This is a genomic window from Acetobacteraceae bacterium, from assembly GCA_004843165.1.
Classification (GTDB): domain Bacteria; phylum Pseudomonadota; class Alphaproteobacteria; order Acetobacterales; family Acetobacteraceae.
Genome location: CP039459.1, coordinates 957,168 through 978,244, shown reverse-complemented (window position 1 = coordinate 978,244; position 21,077 = coordinate 957,168). Strand labels below are relative to the sequence as shown.

Here is a 21,077-nt window from a genome sequence, read left to right as displayed (position 1 = left end):
GTGTACGCCTTTATTGTTTTGGGGGGATATTTTCTTTTAGCTTTCGTCGGAGGGATGGGATTTGTCATCTTATTGCCTTGGGGAAGGCTGGATACGGTACGTCACTTACCCAATCATAAAATTGGCTCTTTTCGCTTTTATTTTGAGCGTGATATTCGTCAATGGCAGTGGCCGCATGCTATTCCGAGTTTTGTTGCCGGTTCTTTTTTAGGCGGTTTACTTTTTTATATGTTTCGTCATCTCACTTGGTCTTTTTTGCAACCGCAATGGGCCGTGCTGGTTTCACTCCTATTGATTATTCCGATTGAACTTATCGCGTGTAAATTGGCAGATACCTAAGATGAGATTTGCGTTTTCCTCCTCTAAATCTTTTTCGATTTTTTGCATTTTCCTAGCAGGTCTGAGTCTTTCAGGTTGTGAAAAATACGTGACGCCTCAGGTGCGGAATCAGGAAGCGAAAGAGCCCGGCTCGCATGTTCTTCACTCCCTTTTTGGAAAGACAACTTCGACCCTTCCAGTTGAGGGAATTGTGGTTGCGGATGAGCCGCAAGCTTCGATCGCTGGGCGTGATGTCTTGGCCAGAGGGGGAAATGCCGTGGATGCCGCTGTGGCGGCTTCTTTGGCGATGGCTGTTACCTTACCTTCCAGAGCGTCTTTTGGCGGGGGCGGTGCGTGCCTGCTTGCGAAAGATAAAGAATACCACGCTTTCCTTTTTCTGCCACGCAGCGGAGGGGAAGAGAAGCCTACGGTTCCTCCGGAGCGTCCGGCCAGTGTCCCGATGTTGGCACGTGGTCTTTATTTGATGCAGGATCGTTTCGGATCGGTGGTTTTTTCTGATGATGTGATTGCGGCACGTCGTTTTGCACAGCGTGGTATTCGGGTCAGCAGTCAGCTGGCAAAAGATTTAGAAGCTGTTAAAACCCCTTTATTTGCAGACCCTGGTATGCGGGCAGCTTTTGGAAAGGGGGTGAATGAAAAAGGGGAGGTTCAGCCGCTTAAGGTAGGAGACAGCCTTATCCAACGTCAGCTCGGAGGGTTTTTAGAACAGATTGAAAAGCAGGGGATCGGGGATCTGTACGGCGGTTCTTTAGGTGATAGCTATGTTGAGGGGGTTAATAAAGCAGGCGGTGGTCTTATACGAGAGGCGTTGCGGAGCAGTTTGCCAACAGAGGTAAGCCCCATTGAGGTTGATCTTCCAGCAACGACAGGTCATGCGTGGCGGGGGATTTTTTTACCGCCGCCAACAGATGGGGGTATGGCGGCGGCCATTGCTTTGAAAAAAGAGGGAGCAGCCGAGCAGGCTGCGGCTTTGTGGCGTTATTTGGATGAAAATGGTCAGCCGCTCTCGCCAAAGGATTTTATGAATAGTCCGCTTTCGTCAGAGCGTTTTTCATTGCCACCACTGCCCGCATCCAGCTCTGTTTTGGCACGGGATGAAAAAGGGATGCAGGTTGCTTGTGTTTTGAGTGCAGGAAATCTTTTTGGAACCGGGCGTATGGCTGGGCGTAGTGGCGTTGTGATTGGCACTTCTCCAGAAAGCCGACCGGCACCGCTTTATGCGGCAGGGATGATTTTCTCAAAGCAGGGAAATCCGCAGGCGATTGCAACAGCAACAGGGCAAGCTGCAGCCTCGACTTCTTTAGCGGATCATCTCGCTGCTTTTATGGCCCATCCAGCAGAAATGTCGATCAAGGCACCGCCGCAAAAAGAACGTCCCTCTCCAGAAGAGGCAGGCAATGCTATTTTTTGCGGCAGTGCAGAACTGGCAGATTGCCGTGGTGTTGCCGAGAATGTTTCCGGTTTGGCAATTCGTCAACGCAGTCGTGAATTTCAGCATTAGCCTATTATCGGAAACTTATTTTTTTTAGCTCTTGTTTTTTGAGCTGAAGACGGCACATTTAGAAGAGAAGAATTTTGGGTTATTTTTAATTTAGCCCCGTAAAAAAATTGAATTTTTTGGAGAAATTATGGCAAAGGCCCCTGCAAAATCCCGATCAAGTAACGCTTCGGGCGCCTCTGGCGCAGATGACCGGGCTAAGGCCGAGAAAAAACGTGCGCTAGAGAATGCTTTAGGGCAGATTGAGCGCTCTTTCGGCAAAGAGTCTATTATGCGTATGGGCGACCAGCCTAACCGGGAAATTGAAGCTATTTCAACAGGATCGCTAGGGCTGGATATTGCTCTCGGTATTGGCGGGGTTCCTCGGGGCCGCATCATTGAAATTTATGGCCCTGAAAGTTCTGGTAAAACCACTTTAGCACTGCATATTCTTGCAGAAGCGCAAAAACTGGGCGGAACCGCTGCCTTTATTGATGCGGAACATGCCTTGGATCCCGGCTATGCGCGCAAATTAGGGGTGGATGTCGATGATCTTCTCCTAAGCCAGCCTGATACGGGTGAGCAGGCTTTGGAAATTACCGATACGCTCGTGCGTTCTGCTGCTGTTGATTTGATTGTTGTTGATTCTGTGGCCGCCCTTGTGCCAAAGGCGGAGCTTGAAGGGGATATGGGAGATTCCCATGTCGGTTTGCAAGCACGTTTAATGAGTCAGGCGTTACGTAAGCTTACCGGGACAATTAACCGTTCTCATACAACTGTGATTTTTCTTAATCAGATCCGCATGAAAATTGGTGTCATGTTTGGTAATCCAGAAACCACAGCGGGTGGGAATGCTTTAAAATTCTATTCTTCGATTCGTTTAGACATTCGTCGTATTGGCGCCATCAAGGATAAGGATGAGATTTTAGGTAATCAAACCCGTATCAAAGTCGTTAAAAATAAAATGGCACCGCCTTTTAAACAGGTTGAATTTGAAATTATTTACGGCGAAGGTATTAGTAAGCTTGGAGAGCTTCTTGATCTAGGCGTTAAAGCAAATATTGTTGATAAGTCTGGTGCGTGGTTCTCTTATGATTCTGTGCGTATTGGACAGGGAAAAGAAAATTCCAAACGCTATCTGAAAGAGCATCCTGAAATGGCGGCGGAAATCGAGGCTAAGATTAGGGAACAATCCGGCTTGATCGAAGAGATTATCGATAATGAAATGGAAAATTCCGGATCAGCACATGATGATGACTCCGCTGATGTTTTTGATAGCGCTGACTAAGCTGTAAAAATGTCAAAAGCAATACCATCTGAAAATACACCCAATGTTTTGGGTGTATCGGAAAGCGCTTCTGGTCGTGCGTGGCTATGGCGAGAGGCTTCGCTCGTAGAGGGCGCTGGGATTGAGCGTTTGATTGCTGTGATGTCGAGAGAAAGCGGCTTAGGTGATATTGCTTGTCGTGTTTTGCTGGGGCGTCATGTTTTACCGGAGGGGGTGGAGGCTTTTTTAGACGCTTCTCTAAGGCGGCATTTGCCCAACCCCTCGGATCTTAAGGCAATGGATGAGGCCGCAGAAAGGCTTTCAAAAGCCGTCATTTCGGGTGAAATCATTGGTATTTTTGGTGATTATGATGTTGATGGCGCATGCAGTTCTGCGCTTTTAACGCAATATCTCCGTGATCTTGGTTTAACCGTTTTTCCCCATATTCCTGATCGTATGAAAGAAGGGTATGGGCCTAATTCAGAGGCTTTAAATGCACTTGCCGATAAAGGGGCAAGTCTTGTGATTTGTACAGATTGTGGAACGACAGCACATGACATTTTAAATCCTTTTGCGGAACGCTGTGATCTGATCGTTTTGGACCACCATAAGCCGGACGGGCATCTTTTGCCTGCGGCCATTGTCGTGAATCCAAACCGTTTGGACTGCACATCGGGGCAAGGGCATTTATGCGCAACGGGCGTTGCCTTTCTCATGCTTGTTGCTTTGCGGCGGGCGCTTATTCACAAAGATTTTTTTGGTAAAAATGCACAGGGTAAAAAAGAGACAGGCCCTGATTTACTTTCTTATTTAGATATTGTGGCTTTGGCAACGATTTGCGATGTGATGCAGTTAAGAGGGGTTAACCGTGCCTTTGTTGGGCAGGGATTGAAAGTCTTAGAGCAGGGAAAGCGTCCGGGCTTGGCTGCTTTGGGAGAGGTCGCCGGTTTGAAAAAACTGGGCCATTCAATTGCTTGTGGTTTTTCCCTAGGGCCTCGGATCAATGCCGGCGGCCGTATCGGCAAAAGTACGCTCGGAATAGATTTACTTTTGTCAAAAAATTATCCGGATGCTTTGCCGCTTGCCAGAGAATTAGATCAGACAAATGCGAAACGCCAAGAAGTTGAAGGCCATATTCTTCAAGAAGCGATGAAAGCGGCAGAGCAGAAGCTTTTAAATGGCCATAATGTCGTTTTTCTTTACACACAAGATTGGCATCCGGGTGTTGTCGGTATTGTCGCCGGGCGGATTAAAGAGAAGTTTAACCGACCTGTTTTTATTGGAGCAATGGATAAAGAGACAGGGATTATTAAAGGCTCTGCACGTTCTATTCAGGGTTTGGATGTTGGGCAGGCTGTTATTTTAGCGGCTCAAAAGAAAATTCTTCTAGGTGGCGGTGGGCATGCAATGGCGGCGGGTTTTGCACTTCATCCAGAGCAAGGCGATGCTTTTGAAGAGTTTTTAGATGAGGCCCTAAAAGAAGCTAAAAATGCCCCAAAACGTGCAGATCTGGTGATTGATGCTGTTATCAGTGCAGCCGGGGCAAATGTGCATAATGCAGATGAAATTGCAAAATTGGCGCCATTCGGGCCGGGAAATGAAGAGCCTTACTTAGCGATTTCCAATGTACGTGTAAAATATTTTCAACGTATTGGAAAAGATAAGAATACCTTGCGGGTGACTTTAGAAGATGATTTGGGTCAGGGCCAAATCAAAGGCCTTGTTTTTCGGGTAGAAAATACAGAATTTGGCCATCTTCTTGAAAATACTGCCCGTCCTTTGATTCAGGTAGCAGGGCGTTTACGGGCGGAAGAGTGGCAAGGCCGAAAAAATACGACTTTCTTTATTGAAGATTGTGCTGAGGCTAAAAACGTTGCCTGAAATAAAGAGAGTGTCCTAGGACACTCTCTTTTGCCATCTTAATGATTGGCTTTTTTCTCTTTTTTAGAAACTTTTGTTGTTTTTGTAACAGTTTCTTTTTGACCGTTTTTATTTGCTACGACTTCTTTGTCTGTTGTCACAGCTGTTTCTGTTGTGACGTTTTGAGGTGCAGCAGCAGGAATTTCAGAGCTGTTGATTTTAAGGTCTGCGTAGGTGCCTCTGTATGGTGTAGCAGAGTCAACGTTTAGCGCAGAACCAAAAGCTGTATATCTGGAAAAATTCTTTGCAGCATCTTCTGGATTACGATCACAGCTTAGGATCATGCTGTTTTCGTTAGAAAAAGGTGACATGGCATTATGGATAACAAGGTAACCGCCTGGGCATTCTTTTGTTGCGCGGGCTTGGCATTTTGCTGTGACAGGTTTCATCGTGTTTAGGCTAGAGCATTTGATGTGCAGATAATCTTTGCCTTGAGGATCTTGAACGTGTCTGGCATCAACGCAACCGACTAAAACAGCAGCAGATAGAATGCTGAGTGCAATTTTTTTCATAACTTAAAATCCTAATTTATTTTTTCGGAGACAACGATCTTAAGATGAAAATCCAGCAAATCGTTGATTAAAAAGAAATATAAAGCCTTTTATTGAAGAAAATAGTCTATCGCTTTTAGGGGGCGGTAATTTTGTCATAATGTGATGAAAATAGCGCATATTCTCTTGGGAAAGCGATCTCCTGAAAAAGCAAATTAACCTAGCATTTTTTCGAGCCATTTTGGACGGCGATCTACAGGTCCAGAAACCGCAAAGGCAATCACGCAGGCGAAGGCATAATAAGCAAGGTTGGCTGTTCCAAAAACTTCAGCGGCAATGATTGTTGCCGTGATGGGGGTTTTGAGTGCGGCACAGAAGACGCAGACAAAACCAATGCCGGTAAAGAGTGGCGCCGCCGCAGGATCTAACAGAGGCCCTAAAATACAACCGAGAGCAGAACCAATAAAGAACATTGGGGTTACATTTCCGCCTCGAAATCCAGCGCCAATGGCGACAAGGGTAAAAGCAAGTTTCCAAAACCATGAAAGGCCGAAATCGCCGCCAGCAAAAAAATCAATGACAGAAGCGCCAGTTGGCGGGTGGGAGGAGATCACGCCTAAGCCAAGATAGTCTTTTGAGCCGCAAATGAAAACAAGGAGGAGCGTTATGATTCCGCCAATCGCAGGACGGAGATAGGGCGTTTTGCAGATTTTTTCAAAAGTCTGACGGCTAACATCAATGCCGCTCATATAAATGCGGCCAATAATACCGAATATAACGGCTGCAAGAAAAATCTTAAGTAAAAGAATAGGGTTTTGACCATTGAAATGCCAATCGCCAGCAAAAAGAGGCTGTTCAGAAATGGCTTGGTTAAGGCGTTTAATATGAAGAAAATCAGTAATAACACCGCAGGCTGTATCCGAAAGCATTGAGGCGTACATACAAGGAAGTAAAGAGCGGTAGCTTAAAGTTCCAGCAAAGGCTGTGACCTCAACGACAAAGAGCATACCGGCAACAGGTGTCCCAAAAATAGCCCCAAATCCTGCAGAAACACCGGCAAAAACCAGCAATTTCCGTTTGTGCTTTTCCATTTGGAATAAGCGGGCTAAAGCATCTGCAAAATTTGCAGACATTTGCAGGGCAGTTCCCTCACGTCCGACAGAAGCACCAAAAAGATTGCTCATAACCGCTGAGAAAAAAGCCAAGGGAACTTTTATAAGACTGCTAAAAACATTCACCAAAAAGTGAATCTCTCCAGTTCGGTGTTCAAGGTGATTAAAGGCACGGTCAATGCCTGTATTTAGGAGCGCGACAAGCATACCCGCAAGCGGCAGAAAATAAATAATCCATTCATGGTGAAAACGAAAATTGATGGAATGCTCTAGGACTAACATAAAGAGCGCACATGTTACCCCGGCAATAACAGCAATTGGGGTTAGAAGAAAAATCCACAGAACAAGATCAGCGTAGAATTTAGGATCAAGTGGGAGGAGTGATTTGGATTGAATAACGGAATAAAATCTTAATTTTTTATGATTTTGCATGGGCATAGGTTTTTTATAAAGAGGTGGAAGAGCTTAAAACTTGGAAATATCGTATGGTTTTTTAACATAAGAGAAAACCTCCCTCTTCGTCACCTTTTAAAATAGACTTGACCTTTAATCAAAGAACTCTGTAAAAGATAGGGAATTGGCTTTTTGTGTCTCCTTCGTCTAGAGGCCTAGGACACCGCCCTCTCACGGCGGCAACACGGGTTCGAATCCCGTAGGAGACGCCATATCTAAAAATTCATTTCAGTTTTGGAAAAGGTTGTACCTTCGTTAAATGAATTTTAGGCTTTTAAAAAAAATTCCATTATTTATTTTACTGGCAGGTTGCGCTTGTCGGGGTGCGCCGAGTTTCCCAATTGTGGGGGCGTACTTCCCAGGATGGCTGATTTGCCTTTTTATTGGCGGTTTAAGTATTGTTCTTTTTAGAGTTTTATTTCTTAAACTCGGCTGGGATAATCCTTTAACAGACCGCTTTTTTGTTTATCTGTCTTTGGGAACTATCGTTGGGCTAACGTGTTGGCTGCTGTGGTTCGGAGAGTAGACTTGGATCAGCATAAAGAAACAGAACCCAAAGATTCAGCGATTGATAACCATCAAACACAGAAAAAAAGACAAGATGAAAATATTGGATTAGGTCTGGATACGGATGGGTTGGATAAAAAATCTAGTGGTGAAAACGCAGATCAGCATGCAGACAATGATAAGGTCAGTAGCATTTCGACCGCTAAAGGCGGAAAAAAGGATAAGATTTTAAAAATTGCGGTAGGCGCTATTTTTGCAAGTATTGCACTTTCCATGGCATTTTGGGTGAATTGGCGCACTTCACGCTATCCTGCAACAGAAAGTGGATCTATTGATGCAGAAGTCGTCCATGCAGCGACAACGGTTGGCGGACGTTTAGTAGATCTACCGATTGAAGTGAATCAGCATGTGGTTGCTGGACAGCTTCTTTATAAGATTGATCCGACACCTTATGCCATTGGGGTTCAGCAGGCAGAGGCGCATATTGCCTTTTCAAAAGCGGCTTTAGAGCAAAATCAGCGGGATATTAATGTTCAAAATTCAACGGTTTCTCAGACCAGAGCAACAGAAGTCGCCGCTTTGGAGCGTCGCAACCTTGCGCAGAGAACAGTTGACCGTTTACGTCCTTTAGCCGGCAAGAATTATATTTCAACACAGGAATATGATACGGCATTAACAGGTTTAGCACAGGCCGAAGCAGAACTTTCTCGTGCGAGAAGTGCGAGTTTAGGAGCGAAAAGTGCTGTAACGGATCGACATATGGCGGAGGCAAATCTTCAAGCCGCAGAGGCTGCCTTGGCGCAGGCAAAATATCAGCTTTCTCAAACAGAACTTTATGCCTCTGTCTCAGGCTATATTACCTCTTTGGAGGTAAAGCAGGGAGAGGTGCTTGGCCCCGGTATGCCACTTTTTACGTTGGTATCGGATGAAAAATGGTATGCGCAGGCCAATATCCGGGAAATAGAGCTTTCGCATATTAAAGAGGGAGAATGTGCGACAGTTTATTCGATGATTAATCGTCATATTCCAATGAGAGGAACGGTTGTTTCAATCGGACATGGTGTTGCGGTTTCGAGTTCGATAACGCTGCCTTTTTCTGTGCCGCATTTGCAGCAGACGATGGATTGGGTGCATATTGCTCAGCGTTTTCCGGTTCGTATTTTACTTTCTAAAGGGCATCCTGAGCTTTTGAGGATGGGTGCTACGGCAACGATTGAGATCGGACGCGGCAGGGCCTGTAAAGGAGAGCCCGATCCTGCTCATAATATTGAAAATATCAAGCAAGCACAGGAGAGCGCAAAAATGGAGGAAAAATGATTTTCTCACGCTATCCTGGCCGCTATCCCCTTTTTTTTCAGGCAGCGCCTAGTCGTTTTCGTATGACGCTTGAAATGACATTTGTCACGTTGATTGCGGTTTTGATAGGGCAGAGTTTCCATTTACCTTTAGTCGATATCTATCCAGTTGTTCTGATTATTCTTTGGAAAGATAATAGGGTTTTAAATATTGCGATTGGCGGCGGTTTAATCGTTGTTTGCACTCTTTTGGTGTTACTTGTTTTTTTAACGCTGAGCGTAAGTGCTAATAATGACAGTTTAAAATTTATAACAGAGGTTGGCTTTGCCTTCCTTTTTTTCTTTCTGACAATCGGCTCAAAACTTGGATTACTTCTGGGGCCTGTTTGTGGCTTTGCCATGACTTATGCGCTGGTTGAAATTGGACGTATTCCGATTGGGGAAGTGAGTACAGAGGTTTTACTTTACCTTCTATTGGCAATTTATATCTCATGTGGTGGTCTTATTCTGGGGGGAGTCATTTTATCGCCATCCCCGAAAAAGGTTTTGTGCAAAGAAATTGCATGGCGTTTAAGGGTTTCTGCGGATTTACTAACGGGACAGCATAAGGAAGAGGGAAGCTGGGAAGAAAGTGAAACGCTTTTAAATGGTGGCGCAATGCCTTTGCTGAAAAATGTAAAGCTTGCTTCATTTGAAAAATTGTGGGAGCCGCTTCTGCTTAATCGCTTGCGTCAGGCTACATTACATGCGTTTAGCTGTTTGGTTTTGTCCCGTATGGCCGTTTCAGAAATGGGCTGGAAATGTGTTGAAAATGATTCCGAAACGCAAAAACTTGCAAAAATTATGCGGGAAATGTCGGAAATTTTTGAAAAGGGAAATATTGCGCTTGCGCCGCTTGTAACACTTAAAAAAACGGCACATCCTGCGTTACTTGAAATTTCACAGCAATTGGCCTCTTTTTCGGAAATTAATCATCTGGATTTCCCTAAACCGCCAAAATCAGGTTTTTTTGCGCCGGGCGCTCTCCAAAGCGCAGAAAATTACCGTTTTGCAACAAAGGGGGCGTTTACGGTAGGGATTTGTATTTGTCTCTATCAGGCTTTGAATTGGCAGGGGATTCATACTTGCGTTATTACCTGTTTCCTTGTGGGTTTGCCAACAGTTGGGCAAATGCTGACAAAGCAGGTAGCACGTATCTCCGGTACGCTCGTTGGAGCTGTTTTTATCATGCTGGCAATGATTTTTATCTTGCCAACTTTTACGAATATTGCAGAGTTGTTACTTTTGATGGGTATTGGATTAGGGGCGGCAGCTTGGTTTAAAACAGGACCTGAAAAATTTTCATATGCAGGTTTTCAGGTTGCCGTTGTGATTGCACTTTCTGCGCTGGGAAAAAATGGCCCAAGTTTAGATTTGACAACACCCAGAGACAGGATTATCGGTATTTTCGTAGGGTTGATTTTAACCTATATTATTTTTACACGTTTATGGCCAACGAGTTCGGCGACACGGTTGCCGGCTTTATTTCAAAAATGTTTTTCTGCACTTGAAAGACAATATGAGAGTAAAGATCGTGTTATGCGCCTTTTTTGGGCATCTGCGGCACAAGGCGCAATGAGCGAAGCAAAAGATTTCCTGACATCTTCACGCAGAGAGGTGCCGCCTGTAAGATTAGCGGAGCATCGTTTGCAAGCGATTGAAAATGCTTTAAATTCCTCTCATAAACTTATGCAGACGCTTCTTTTGCCGCCAACAGAAGCTAGAATGCAGTCGGCGCAAAAACAAAAGGAAGTGTTAAAGCGTCTTTTGGATGAGTCCGGGATGCTAGAAATGGCAGGAAAAGCGCCAAGAACAAAAGAATTCCAGAACAATCCGGCGCCAATATGAAAAAGACTTGGAAAAAGAGGTCATTTGATCGCTCTTTATATCTTCTTTCTGCAGGAATATTTGTTCCTTGTATTTTGTTGTTTAGCGGCTGTGCAAATTTTGCGGATCGTCTTGCGCCGAAGGATTATAATCGTCCATGGATTCCTAGTAAGGGACAGCTAGGGAAAGAAATGCCAATTTGGAAGGGTGACTCACAAGCCCCTGTTGCAATTAATATGGCCAATGGCAAGCAGGAGAACCAGAGTGGTAAAAAATCTACTGGTGCTTCCAATAAAGGGGATATGCAATATTCTTTTCCAAATGCACAGGGAAAAGATAACAAGGATAAAAAGAAATACTCGAAACATCAGGACGGCAGTGGGGTTTTGCCGTCTCTAAGTGAAGTGCACCATGATGCAGAAAAGACTGGCTCACCGGGTTTTGATGTTGCGCCGGAAAAAAATTATGGGCTGATGGAGTTGATTGATATTGCCCAAAGTTCAAATCCGCAAACAAAACAAGCTTGGAATATTGCAAAGAATGCCGCATTGACAATGGGAATAGCCAAGGCAACTTATTTGCCAACGATTACAGGGTCGGTGCTTGGTGGGTATTGGGAAAATCATTGGGATGCGAAGTATAATACTTCTGTGAATGTTCCCGGAAATATTCCCCTTGTTTCAGGGACACATGGCCTTCCGCAAGCAGAAGGAAAAACACATATCGGCGGTGACATCCAAAGTGAAGTTGCAACGATGACATGGCTCCTGTTTGATTACGGACGAGATGCAACCGTTCGGGCAACACATCATTTGGCTCTGGCAGCGAATGTTGCTTTTACCGGTGTTCATCAGCGTGTGATTTATCACGTTGCGGAGACTTATTATCTTTATAATGCGGCCAAAAAACATTTACTTTTGGCAAAGGCTGCGCTCAAAAATACAAAAGAAGTGAATGAGGCTGTGCAGGCACGCTTAAAATACGGACAGGCAACGGCAGTTGATTCTGCTCAAAGTCAAGCGGCGGTTGCAACAGCAGATCTTGAAGTGGTCAAAGCAGAAGGATCTCTTTCAGATGCTTACCTTGCGCTTGTGAATGCGATGGGAATAAATCCTCAGACACAAGTTGGCATTGAGCCGGCACCAGAAGGTGAATTAAATTTCCATGATCTGCAAATGACAGATGAAATTGTGAATGGTGCTGTGGCACGTCGTCCAGATGTTCTTGCAGCTTTATCTCGTTATAAAGCCAGTAAAGAAGGTGTTCAGGCAGCGATTGGTGATTTTGCGCCTAAAATTTTTGCAAGCGGTTACGCCTCCTATCAAACCTTTGGACTTGGGTTAGGACTCTCCGGACAGCAGGGGGGAGCTGGTGTTAGTTCGCAGACAGGGATTAACGCACAAAATTTTGACGGTGCCATTCTTGGTGGGATTACGATGCCTATCTTTGATGGGGGGATGCGTTTAGCACGTCTGAAAGAAGCCAAAAATAATGCGAAAAATGCTGAGGAAAGTTTAAGAGATATTGAGAATGTAGCTATGCGAGAGATTATTTCCGCCCATAATGGTTTAAAAACGGGGCTCTCAACATGGACGGCCTCAAAGCGAATGGATGAGGCGGCTACGTTGGGCTTTAATGCCGGGTTGGAAGCCTATCGTTCTGGTGAAGGAAGCGTTACCCGTTTGTTAGAGCTTCAAAATCAGCTGTATCGGGCAGAAACTGGAAAGTGGGATGCCTATTATGCTTCCTTGGTTTCTGCGGCAAGCCTCGCCTTTGCAACAGGTTCCTTGGGCAGTGGCAAAGATGTTCAGGAAAATCAGTTTAATCCGATGGGGCACTTCCAAACGCATTGAGAACTATTCCAGATCGGTAAAGCCGTTTACATAGACACAGTCTTTGAGGGAGCGGATGAGCGGATGAATGCCGTATAAAGGGTAATAGGCAGGCTTTTGGTCATTGGGGAATTCAAGCGTCAGGCTTTGTGAGTTGTATAAAAGATCAATGAGGAGTTTGAGCTGTGTATCTTCAAGTTCTGCACTGATAATGCTGGGGTCTTCTTCAGCCGTCATCGGGAGAAGATATTTTGCCTGTCCAAGCCGTAGCCGAACCTTTACCTCATCATCTGATTTTAAGTTTTTAACGCTATTGATACTGCGGACAGAAATGCTGTTTTTATCAACGAGAAATTCGAGTGGTATGGCTTTAAATTCGGTGCCTTTTTTCCCGCCGTACGAGAGTAATGAAAGTCCGCAGGCACCATTCATGCGGTGGCGTGCAATCCAGCCAAGATTATTTGAAATGCTGTAAATGCGGTCATTGGTCCAGCCATCGGTACTATCATCATAGGCATAAGCTGGTAAGATGAGGGAAAAAGTGAACAGAAAAAAGATAGAAATAGGGCGTGTTAAGAGGATTTTATTTTCGATAAAAGCTGAAAAAGAAGTCATCCAATCATTTCTCCCACCAAAAGAATAAGCGCCTCATGCGCAAAAAGACAAACTTAAAAAATTTGTCTTTTTTCTTTTGAGATCAAGATAAAGATATTTTTTACTGAAACCTAGAGTATTTTTAAGGTTTTTCTCTGCTTGGATGCAGAAAAATCACAGTAGGAGAAGTTTTCAATAAGTAAAAATTAAAATTCTTCTTTTTAGAAAAGAAGTCTTAAAAAGCATTACTTCAAATTGAGATTGATAGGGATATAAAATAGCTGGTATAAAGTGGAGGAATATAATTTTTATAAAATAGTCGTATTTTCTAGGCGGAGGCCGCGTAATTTATGCAGAATTTTACATTTCACAATCCTGTAAGAGTTCATTTTGGACGGGATGAGGTTAAGAGACTTGGGGATGAAATTCCAGCTGATGCTCGTTTGTTGCTGGCTTATGGTGGCGGCAGCGTTAAAAAAACAGGTTTGCTAGATCGTGTAAAATCGGCATTAAAAACATCGCATATTACTGAATTTGGTGGCATTGAGCCAAATCCGCACTATGAGACGCTTTGCAAAGCGATTGATATTTGTAAAAAAGAAAAAATTGATTTTATTTTAGCTGTTGGTGGTGGTTCTGTCATTGATGGTGTGAAGCTGGTCGCTGCGGGTGCAATTTACGAAGGTGATCCGTGGGATATTATGACAAGCAATGGCGCTGTTATCACAGGCGCATTGCCGATCGGTACCGTGTTGACATTGGCGGCAACAGGTTCTGAAATGAACGATGGCTCTGTGGTTACAAAAGCCTCAACAAAGGACAAACTCTACTTTAAATCCCCTTATGTCCTGCCGAAATTTTCTATTTTAGATCCAGAAATTACCTATACACTGCCACCGCATCAGAGCGTTAATGGCATCGTGGATGCGTTTGTACATATTTTAGAGCAATATGCGACCTATCCGGCGAATGCGAAGGTTCAAGATCGTATCGCAGAAGGTTTACTAAATACCCTAAAGGAAGAAGCCCCTAAAATCTTAGAGAATCCTAAAGATTATGAGGCACGTGCAAATATTATGTGGAGCGCAACGTTAGCCCTTAATGGATTATTGGATGCAGGTGCGCCGGATGATTGGACAAGCCATATGATCGGGCATGAGTTGACAGGGCTTTATGGACTGGATCATGCACAAACTTTAGCCGTCGTGATTATTGCACTTTGGAAGCATCAGTTTGAGGTCAAAAAAGAGAAATTAGCGCAATATGCACGCCGTGTATGGTGTATCACAACAAAAGATGTTGATGAGGCCGCAAAGGCAGCCATTGAAGAAACTGAAAAATTCTTTAATGGTTTGGGCATTAAAACCCATTTAAAAGATTATGATCTGGGAGAAGAAATTATTCCTCAGGTTCAAGAAAAGCTTAAAGAGCATGGACAAATTGCATTGGGTGAGCATCAGAAAATTACGCCAAAGGAAGTTGGTGAGATTTTGACACTCGCTCTCTAAGGTAAATGTTTTAAACGAAAAAAAAGCCCCCTAGGAATTCCTAGGGGGCTTTTTTATTTATCGTTGTCGGAGAAGATTTCGTTTGTTTGAGTGGCTTTCCTTGCTTTTGTATAGGCTTTTTGGTTGTGGGATGTTTTACATTCTTTTTAGGAGAGGTAGGTAATTTAGAAGCCTTTGGGTGTTGATATTTCTTTTTATAAGGGTTTTTCTTCGTCTGTTCTTTTGCTGCTTCCTGTTTTTCAATGGATTTCTGTGTAAAATAAATGAGGCGCCAAGCTTCTGTAACAGCATCTCCTAAGAGATCTGTCGGATGTATATTGCATTGATCCCGTACACCGACCATCAAACGCCCAAGATCAAGATTCTTACCCGAACATTGATTATTATAGATGGAGCGACAGGCATTTTCATAGCCTGTGCCGGCACCGGAAACCCAGATTAAGAAAGGTTTATATTTTTCTTTCCCTTCCGGTGTTTCAATGGCCGCAATTTTACTAAATTCCTTACAACTTGTTTTTCCGAGTCCAAGATAGACAGAATCGACAGCCCTTGCGGGAGAGGAAAAAAAAGAGATTCCCATAAGGGCGGCGCAAGAGAAAGCCCAAAACGAGCTGGAGAGTTTTTTGTTTTTCATAATAAGAAAGCGTACAAAACCTTGGGAATTGAGAGATAGAGAAGAAATAACATGGAAAAGGATACTATAAATAGGCGTCTTGTAGGAGCAGGATGGATTTTCTTTTCCCTACAATACTAATTTTTACTAAGAGCTTTTGATAGATAAAGCATGTAAAGATCTTCATAATTTGTCTTAAAGGATAGTATATGTTATGTATCGCAAAAAATATTACTTTTAGGTGGGGAGTTTTATTTGTGATACGAGACTAGCAAACTTCCTGTTAGGCATAAAAATTAAAGAAAATTAAAAAGAGCAAACCTGTTTAGAAAGAATGGGATCACCATATGGCAGATGTGATGACAGAGAATGATGTTAAGACATCAGATAATTTATCTATCTTTAGTCTGGATACAGCGCTTAGAGATATGAGCGAGAAATTTAAACACCTTCGTAAAAGGCTTAAATCAGGGACGCCAATTTATTTTGCAAACCGAAAAACAGGTCTTGCAACAAAGGAATATCCAGATGGTCATAAAGAGCTTGGTGTTGTCTGCCCAACACCGGAAAAAGCTCTCGCCCAAGGCGAACTGGTTGTTTATCTTTGACGCTATTTTTCGTAAGGGGAGATGCAGATGAAACGCTGGAATCCCTTTGCAAAGCCTGAGCTTTGGATTTTTGCCGGTCCGAATGGGGCTGGAAAATCAACAGCAATCAATGAAATTCGGGCAGGAAATTGCTACCCGATTATTAACCCTGATATTTACGCCGAGACGTTGCGGGTAGAAAATCCAAATATTGAAGCGGATAAGGTTGCTTATGTTTCTTCAAGAATGGCTCTAACGGCACGTAAGGAACTTCTTAAAAAACGTAAAACTTTTGGCATTGAAACGACATTTTCTTCAAAACATCCTGAAGAACGTCTGATGCGCCAAGCTAAAAAACAGGGTTATAAGGTCACTTTGGTTTTTATCGGTTTAAAAACGGTTGAACATTCAAGAAAAAGAGTGCAGGAACGTGTTAATCAGGGGGGACATGATATTCCTTTAGAGGCGATTTACCGTCGTTTTCCTAAAATTGTTGCGAATTTGCCAAAGGCGATTCATTTAAGTGATGATGCGCAAATTTTTGATAACACGGATGGGCAATATCAAAAAATTTTGATTCGTAAAAAAGGTAAAACTGTTTTTGTAAATGAGATTTTACCGGAATGGCTCTTGCCAGAATGTCTTGAAGAGGGCTCTGAAGCAGAGATTGCTTCTTAAAGTCTCCTCTGGATGAATTGAAAAACACATCTTGCATCCTTAAATAGAGGCTAGGCTTCAGATATCCCCTTAAGCTTTTTAGGGGCAAAAATAATAGGTTTAAAATGATTAAAAAAATGGCTGCGGCAGGGATTGTCGCCAGTGTTTTCAGCTTTGGTTTCTTTGCATCTCCTTCTGCTCAAGCAAGAGGCCACGGCAGTTGGGGGCATCATAGCTCTTATTCAAGCCCCTCTTCCCATTCAAGCTATCAACAGCCACATTCTTATGCGCAGGCACCGCACGCAACAGCACCGATGGCGCCGCCGGTTGCAGCAGCGGCAAAGCCTAGCATTTTAGGAACAATCGCAACAACAGCGGCCGGAACTGCTGGTGGTGTTGTCGCTGGGAATGCAATTTCCTCTGCTTTTGAGGGACATGGTGAGAACAAAGATGCGAAGTCAGATGATAAATCTTCGCAACCATCAGCACATCAGATCAGCGAGGAAGCCTCTGCTGTTCCTGTCGTTGCAGGCAGCGCAGGAAATGGCGCATTACAGGGATTACCACAGCAAGCCGGAGATCCTTGCACAGCAGAAAATGAAGCAAAAAATCCGCGGATTGAAGAGCTTTGTGGACAGCTTCATCAAGAACTGCGTAAAGTAAATGATAGCGCCAAAGAACAGGCGGCAGCGCAGAAATAAGTTGAGGTAAAAAGAGACAAAAGCAGGGAGAGCGCTCAGTCGAAAAAAGATAGAAAAGGGCAAGAGAAATGTCTGTGAATAAAGATAGTGATGAATATTTAGAAAAAAGCGAAGCAATAGAAATTGCACGTCAAGCTTATCTCCATCGGGAGGATATTCAGGTCTATGAGCAGGAAATGCTTGCGCTTAAACGTCTTCAGATTGATGCAATGGAGCGGACAATTTATTGGCAAAGACTGCATATGTGTGCTGTTCTGCTCCTCGCTTTTGTTCTTTTCTTTTGGTTGGGGTTTGTGCTCGTCAAGTTTATTCCAACAGCAAGCTTTTAAAAGAGATCCTGAAGGCGCAAGCATTCAGGTTTTTTTTAACAGTTTCAGGCAATCTGTCATTTCTTTTCTAGTCGGAAAAAGATCGCCTCATCTTTTATTTTTTGAGGGGTAAAAAAGTGGAAAAAGGACTGAATTTGTCCAGTTTTTTTAAAAATATCTTGTAAAAAAGGTCTTTACTCAAAAAAGAAATTAGGTTTAGCTTTTGGCATGACAAAAACATCTGCTCACGAATCGCTTCGCATTTTGCATCACCGTCTTTCATGGCGGGAAAAAGCAACACTTTCTGCATTTTTTTCTCACTCTCAGGCAGGCGCTTCTGCGTTTGATTATCCCGGGCCGCATCTTGCGGAGACGGTTGCCTCGATGTTGGAGGATCAAACGCTCGCACTGCTTAAAAAATTCCAACAAGATAAGCACGCAGGCGTTTTGTTAATTCATAATGGGCCGATGGATTCTTTTTTGCCGCCAACGCCACCTACGGGGCATCTTCCGCCATGGCAGGTTCCTGTTAGTTCTCTTTATATTCTCTCATTGCTTGAGTTGATGAAGATTGAGCCGGTAGTGTACCAGGCAGAAAATAAAGGAAGATTATTCCGTCATATTGTTGCGACAACGGATTCCTCAAGGAATAAAAGCTCTCATGGTGCTTTGGCTTTGGGGCACCATGTGGATTGTCCGGATTTGCCAATGGATGGAGAGGCGGTTTCAGACCTTTCTGCCTGCCCGGATTTTCTCTCCTTATTTTGTATGCGGACAGATCCACAGACACCAACACGTCTCGCTTTTTTACCTGATTTGCTTAATCGTCTTACAGAAAAAGACCTTGAGATTTTACAGCGTCCTAATTTTCGTTTCTCACGTCCTGCTTCTTACGATAAGCCACGGCAGACAAAAGATATGCCTTTCCTTGGAAAAGATGAAGCGGGAGATTATGTTTGCCGCATTGATCTGGATAATGCATATCCCATCACCGAAGAGGGAAAAGAGGTTGAGGCGAAGATTCGTAAAATTCTGGAAAGTGAAGAGATTGACCGGGAGTTTTTACTCCTGCCCGGTGATTTTCTGATTTTCCGAAATCAGCTTATGACACATACAAGGACTAAAAATATTCAAACACGCTGGGACGGGGCGGACCGTTGGCTCGTTCGTGTTTTTGGTTTAAAGGAGGCACATCGTGCCCTGAAGCTTCCAGTTGCCAAAGATGCAAAAGCAGGCGATGGCAATGGATTTGAAGTTAGAGCCTAATCTGTCGAACTTTGCCAAAGGCTATGACTGATTTTAGGTGCCCCACGTTATTTCACGATAGATTGGCATATAGCGTGGGGTTAAGTCTTTCCTACTCTTTGGATCAGCGCAATAAGCCCATGTTTGATAAGGGAACTCTTCAGGCATGCCTTCTGCGGTCACACGGCCGACACAAAGATTGACCGAAGGGTTATCAAGTTGCGGATGTACCCAATGAATACCTGTTTCAGCATTCGGTTGAAGAGAATCATGCTTTTTAAGTGCAGCAACGATTTCTTGATTTGGAATCCATCTGATTTGATAAGGCGCATATTGACCTTGCTCGGTTTCAACCAAAATACCTTCTTCTTGTCCCCCATCAAGGTAGTATAGCTTTACATAGCGGCGGACGACATTGGGTGCGCCGGAAATCTTAATACGAATGAGAGCAAGTCTTTCTGTATTGACTCGTCCGAGACGAGAACTTAGACGGCGAATGGGACGAGAAATACCCTTGGGCTGGCCGATTGTTTGATTAATGGCTTTGACATTTTTGGAAGAGCGAAGAAAATGATCCCACTTACATTCGGGATCATTGATCTTATCAACAATGGTTAACTGGTCGCAGGCACTTAACAAAGAGACACCGCAGAGAGCGAAAAAAGAGATGTTTTTAAAAGCAGAGAGAAAATGCATGAAAATTCTTTCTCAAGAAGCGTCAAGAAAAATATAGATGGGATCATAGAAAATTTTCTTGAGGTCTCCTAAAAATACATTGTGAAATTTATTAAGACTTTTTTTCGTTTTGGGATTGGCGCAATAGGACCATGCTTCAAAAGGAAAGCTTTCCTGAAAGCCTTGAGCCGTCATGCGTCCGACACAAACCTGGATTTTGACATTGTTAAAATCAGGATGTGCCTGTTTTAAACCATATTGTGTCGAAAATTGATGAGAATCTCTTATTTTTAAACTTTGTGCGATTTGTTGTGCTGGAATCCAACGCGTCAGAATGGCCGCACCTCTTTCATTTAGCCGCTCTTCATTAAGGACACCTTCAGCCTTTGTCTTGTCACGAAAGACAAGCGTTACATAACGTGAATTGGCTTGAGGTTCAGGGGCAAGTGTAACGCCTGATTCTTCCAAACGTTCAAAATTGATTGGCCCAATAAGTTGGATTTTTTGAATGGCTTTTGGCACCCCTTCTTTTTCACCAAGAGATTGATTGACTTGCGCAATATTATTTCTTGAGGCGTAAAGTTCGTTTAATCCTTGATAGAGATCATTAGGCATGACGCAAATCGAATGACAGGCGCTGAGAGATAAGGCTGCAAAGCCGATAGCGCTCCATCTTAGAAAAAGAGATTGAAGAAAAGAGAAAAAAGAGAAAAAGCGCATGCCGGCACAGAACAGAAAGGAAAATAAGGAAGGTGAATATATTTTCACCTTCCTTATTTTTAGCTGGAAAAGAGAAAAACAGCAAAAAAGTTTCTTCAATGATATTCTTCTAAAATAATAAAGCCTGCCGCCCCATTACCACCTGGATTTCGGGGGCTATTTTCAGCGGCTGCAGCACCGCCGCCGCCACTGCCGTAGCCAGTAGCATGCTGTGCTGAATTTTGAACAAGAATACCGCCCAGACCGCCGTGACCATAGGCTGTGCTTCCGCCTTTTCCGCCGAGGATCAAAGGTGCAGCAGGATCACCATTAAAAATAATGCCACGCTCACCGATTGCGCCGGGAATTTCAAAAGAAAGTACGTCGCCCTCAGAGGGAAGATTCGGCGCATTAATTCCAGAAAATCCAGTTGTAGCTGTTTTTAAAATAGCCGTTTTTCCAGATTGACCTGGGGCGACCTTTAAAAGAATTTCATCATTTGTCCCTAAGAGCATTGTCCATTCTTCGGGCTTGCCAACGATGAGTTTTTTTAAACGACTTGCATCAAAACGAGCGGAAACAGCGATATTGCCTGAATTACCGCCGGAGGCTACAGCAAGTTCGCCGCTTTCTGTACGGAGGACGGTACCGCCATTGCCACCGGCACCAAAGAGACGGGCAATGATATAGTTTGTATGGGGATGCGGTAGGTATGCAAATTCACCCGTTGTGGAGAAAACCTGGCGGTGCAGCAGAGAGTTTGTTTCCCCCTCTTTATCTTTTAAATCTGCAAGACTAATTTTCCCTGTAATTTTTTGTCCATTGGAGAGGGAAAGGGAAACGGCGATTTTAGGATCTTTTTTACAAATTTTCTTGTCGGAAGCTTCGTTTTCCTGCAAGTCTGAAGCGTCTGGCTGCGGCATTGGTTTGA

At 43.8% G+C, this 21,077-nt stretch carries 21 protein-coding genes and 1 tRNA gene; 15 read left to right on the top strand and 7 right to left on the bottom strand.

All coding sequences use genetic code 11. From position 1 onward, the window contains the following. The 4 genes from FAI41_04920 to recJ all read left to right on the top strand — a co-directional run bounded on the left by FAI41_04920 (position 1) and on the right by recJ (position 4,964). Positions 1-339 carry a hypothetical protein gene (locus FAI41_04920; GenBank protein ID QCE32991.1) on the top strand — a complete coding sequence of 113 codons (339 nt, stop codon included), beginning with the start codon at positions 1-3 and terminating at the stop codon, positions 337-339. 1 nt (position 340) lies between these two features. Continuing rightward, positions 341-1,840, top strand: a complete 1,500-nt coding sequence (locus tag FAI41_04915) for a gamma-glutamyltranspeptidase (GenBank protein QCE32990.1) — start codon at positions 341-343, stop codon at positions 1,838-1,840. Positions 1,841-1,967: 127 nt separating this feature from the next. Then, positions 1,968-3,104, top strand: coding sequence for a recombinase RecA (recA, locus tag FAI41_04910; protein QCE32989.1), 1,137 nt, complete (start codon positions 1,968-1,970; stop codon positions 3,102-3,104). A 21-nt stretch (positions 3,105-3,125) separates the two neighbouring features. After that, positions 3,126-4,964: a single-stranded-DNA-specific exonuclease RecJ gene (recJ, locus tag FAI41_04905; GenBank protein QCE33787.1), complete on the top strand. Its 1,839-nt coding sequence runs from the start codon at positions 3,126-3,128 to the stop codon at positions 4,962-4,964. A gap of 38 nt (positions 4,965-5,002) precedes the next feature. On the opposite strand, the gene FAI41_04900 is transcribed toward recJ, so the two are convergent. Together FAI41_04900 and FAI41_04895 are read right to left on the bottom strand one after the other, a co-directional pair. Then, the gene (locus FAI41_04900; protein QCE32988.1) at positions 5,003-5,515 is read right to left on the bottom strand and encodes a hypothetical protein; all 513 of its coding nucleotides are present in this window, start codon (positions 5,513-5,515) and stop codon (positions 5,003-5,005) included. A gap of 194 nt (positions 5,516-5,709) precedes the next feature. Next, the gene (locus FAI41_04895) at positions 5,710-7,044 is read right to left on the bottom strand and encodes a voltage-gated chloride channel protein (GenBank protein ID QCE32987.1); all 1,335 of its coding nucleotides are present in this window, start codon (positions 7,042-7,044) and stop codon (positions 5,710-5,712) included. Positions 7,045-7,195: 151 nt separating this feature from the next. Here FAI41_04895 and FAI41_04890 point away from each other — a divergent pair. From FAI41_04890 to FAI41_04870, 5 genes are all read left to right on the top strand, one after another. Beyond that, positions 7,196-7,271 (top strand) — tRNA-Glu (locus FAI41_04890). Positions 7,272-7,318: 47 nt separating this feature from the next. Next, on the top strand, positions 7,319-7,585 hold the full coding sequence (locus FAI41_04885) for a hypothetical protein (GenBank protein ID QCE32986.1): 267 nt from the start codon (positions 7,319-7,321) through the stop codon (positions 7,583-7,585). Between the two features lie 173 nt (positions 7,586-7,758). Beyond that, the gene (gene mdtN, locus FAI41_04880) at positions 7,759-8,883 is read left to right on the top strand and encodes a multidrug transporter subunit MdtN (protein QCE33786.1); all 1,125 of its coding nucleotides are present in this window, start codon (positions 7,759-7,761) and stop codon (positions 8,881-8,883) included. Next, a complete protein-coding gene (locus tag FAI41_04875; protein ID QCE32985.1) occupies positions 8,880-10,748 on the top strand; it encodes a hypothetical protein in 1,869 nt (622 codons plus the stop codon). The genes mdtN and FAI41_04875 overlap by 4 nt, the downstream gene beginning before the upstream one ends. Further along, positions 10,745-12,580, top strand: a complete 1,836-nt coding sequence (locus FAI41_04870) for a TolC family protein (GenBank protein QCE32984.1) — start codon at positions 10,745-10,747, stop codon at positions 12,578-12,580. The genes FAI41_04875 and FAI41_04870 overlap by 4 nt, the downstream gene beginning before the upstream one ends. Before the next feature lie 3 nt (positions 12,581-12,583). Here FAI41_04870 and FAI41_04865 read toward each other — a convergent pair whose 3' ends face one another. After that, positions 12,584-13,174 (bottom strand): hypothetical protein, encoded by a 591-nt coding sequence (locus FAI41_04865; GenBank protein QCE32983.1) that lies wholly within the window; start codon positions 13,172-13,174, stop codon positions 12,584-12,586. Between the two features lie 329 nt (positions 13,175-13,503). On the opposite strand from FAI41_04865, the gene FAI41_04860 reads away from it, so the two are divergent. After that, a complete protein-coding gene (locus FAI41_04860; GenBank protein ID QCE32982.1) occupies positions 13,504-14,661 on the top strand; it encodes an iron-containing alcohol dehydrogenase in 1,158 nt (385 codons plus the stop codon). Positions 14,662-14,701: 40 nt separating this feature from the next. Here the strand turns inward: FAI41_04860 and FAI41_04855 are convergent, their stop codons facing one another. Then, positions 14,702-15,295 (bottom strand): hypothetical protein, encoded by a 594-nt coding sequence (locus FAI41_04855; GenBank protein ID QCE32981.1) that lies wholly within the window; start codon positions 15,293-15,295, stop codon positions 14,702-14,704. Between the two features lie 326 nt (positions 15,296-15,621). Here FAI41_04855 and FAI41_04850 point away from each other — a divergent pair, with 326 nt between their 5' ends. The 5 genes from FAI41_04850 (at position 15,622) to FAI41_04830 (ending at position 18,793) form a co-directional block, all read left to right on the top strand. Beyond that, complete coding sequence (locus FAI41_04850; protein ID QCE32980.1) at positions 15,622-15,882, top strand: hypothetical protein; 261 nt, start codon at positions 15,622-15,624, stop codon at positions 15,880-15,882. Between the two features lie 21 nt (positions 15,883-15,903). Next, positions 15,904-16,539, top strand: coding sequence for a zeta toxin family protein (locus FAI41_04845; GenBank protein QCE32979.1), 636 nt, complete (start codon positions 15,904-15,906; stop codon positions 16,537-16,539). A gap of 104 nt (positions 16,540-16,643) precedes the next feature. After that, positions 16,644-17,219, top strand: a complete 576-nt coding sequence (locus tag FAI41_04840) for a DUF2076 family protein (protein ID QCE32978.1) — start codon at positions 16,644-16,646, stop codon at positions 17,217-17,219. Between the two features lie 68 nt (positions 17,220-17,287). Next, a complete protein-coding gene (locus FAI41_04835) occupies positions 17,288-17,548 on the top strand; it encodes a hypothetical protein (protein QCE32977.1) in 261 nt (86 codons plus the stop codon). A 207-nt stretch (positions 17,549-17,755) separates the two neighbouring features. Beyond that, positions 17,756-18,793, top strand: coding sequence for a hypothetical protein (locus tag FAI41_04830; GenBank protein ID QCE32976.1), 1,038 nt, complete (start codon positions 17,756-17,758; stop codon positions 18,791-18,793). 33 nt (positions 18,794-18,826) lie between these two features. On the opposite strand, the gene FAI41_04825 is transcribed toward FAI41_04830, so the two are convergent. Genes FAI41_04825 through FAI41_04815 form a run of 3 tightly spaced genes read right to left on the bottom strand, consistent with a single transcriptional unit; the run spans position 18,827 to position 21,069 of the window. Beyond that, positions 18,827-19,468, bottom strand: coding sequence for a hypothetical protein (locus FAI41_04825; GenBank protein QCE32975.1), 642 nt, complete (start codon positions 19,466-19,468; stop codon positions 18,827-18,829). Between the two features lie 12 nt (positions 19,469-19,480). Beyond that, positions 19,481-20,215 carry a hypothetical protein gene (locus FAI41_04820; GenBank protein ID QCE32974.1) on the bottom strand — a complete coding sequence of 245 codons (735 nt, stop codon included), beginning with the start codon at positions 20,213-20,215 and terminating at the stop codon, positions 19,481-19,483. A gap of 47 nt (positions 20,216-20,262) precedes the next feature. Further along, positions 20,263-21,069 (bottom strand): hypothetical protein, encoded by an 807-nt coding sequence (locus tag FAI41_04815; GenBank protein ID QCE32973.1) that lies wholly within the window; start codon positions 21,067-21,069, stop codon positions 20,263-20,265. Between the last annotated feature and the right edge of the window lie 8 nt (positions 21,070-21,077).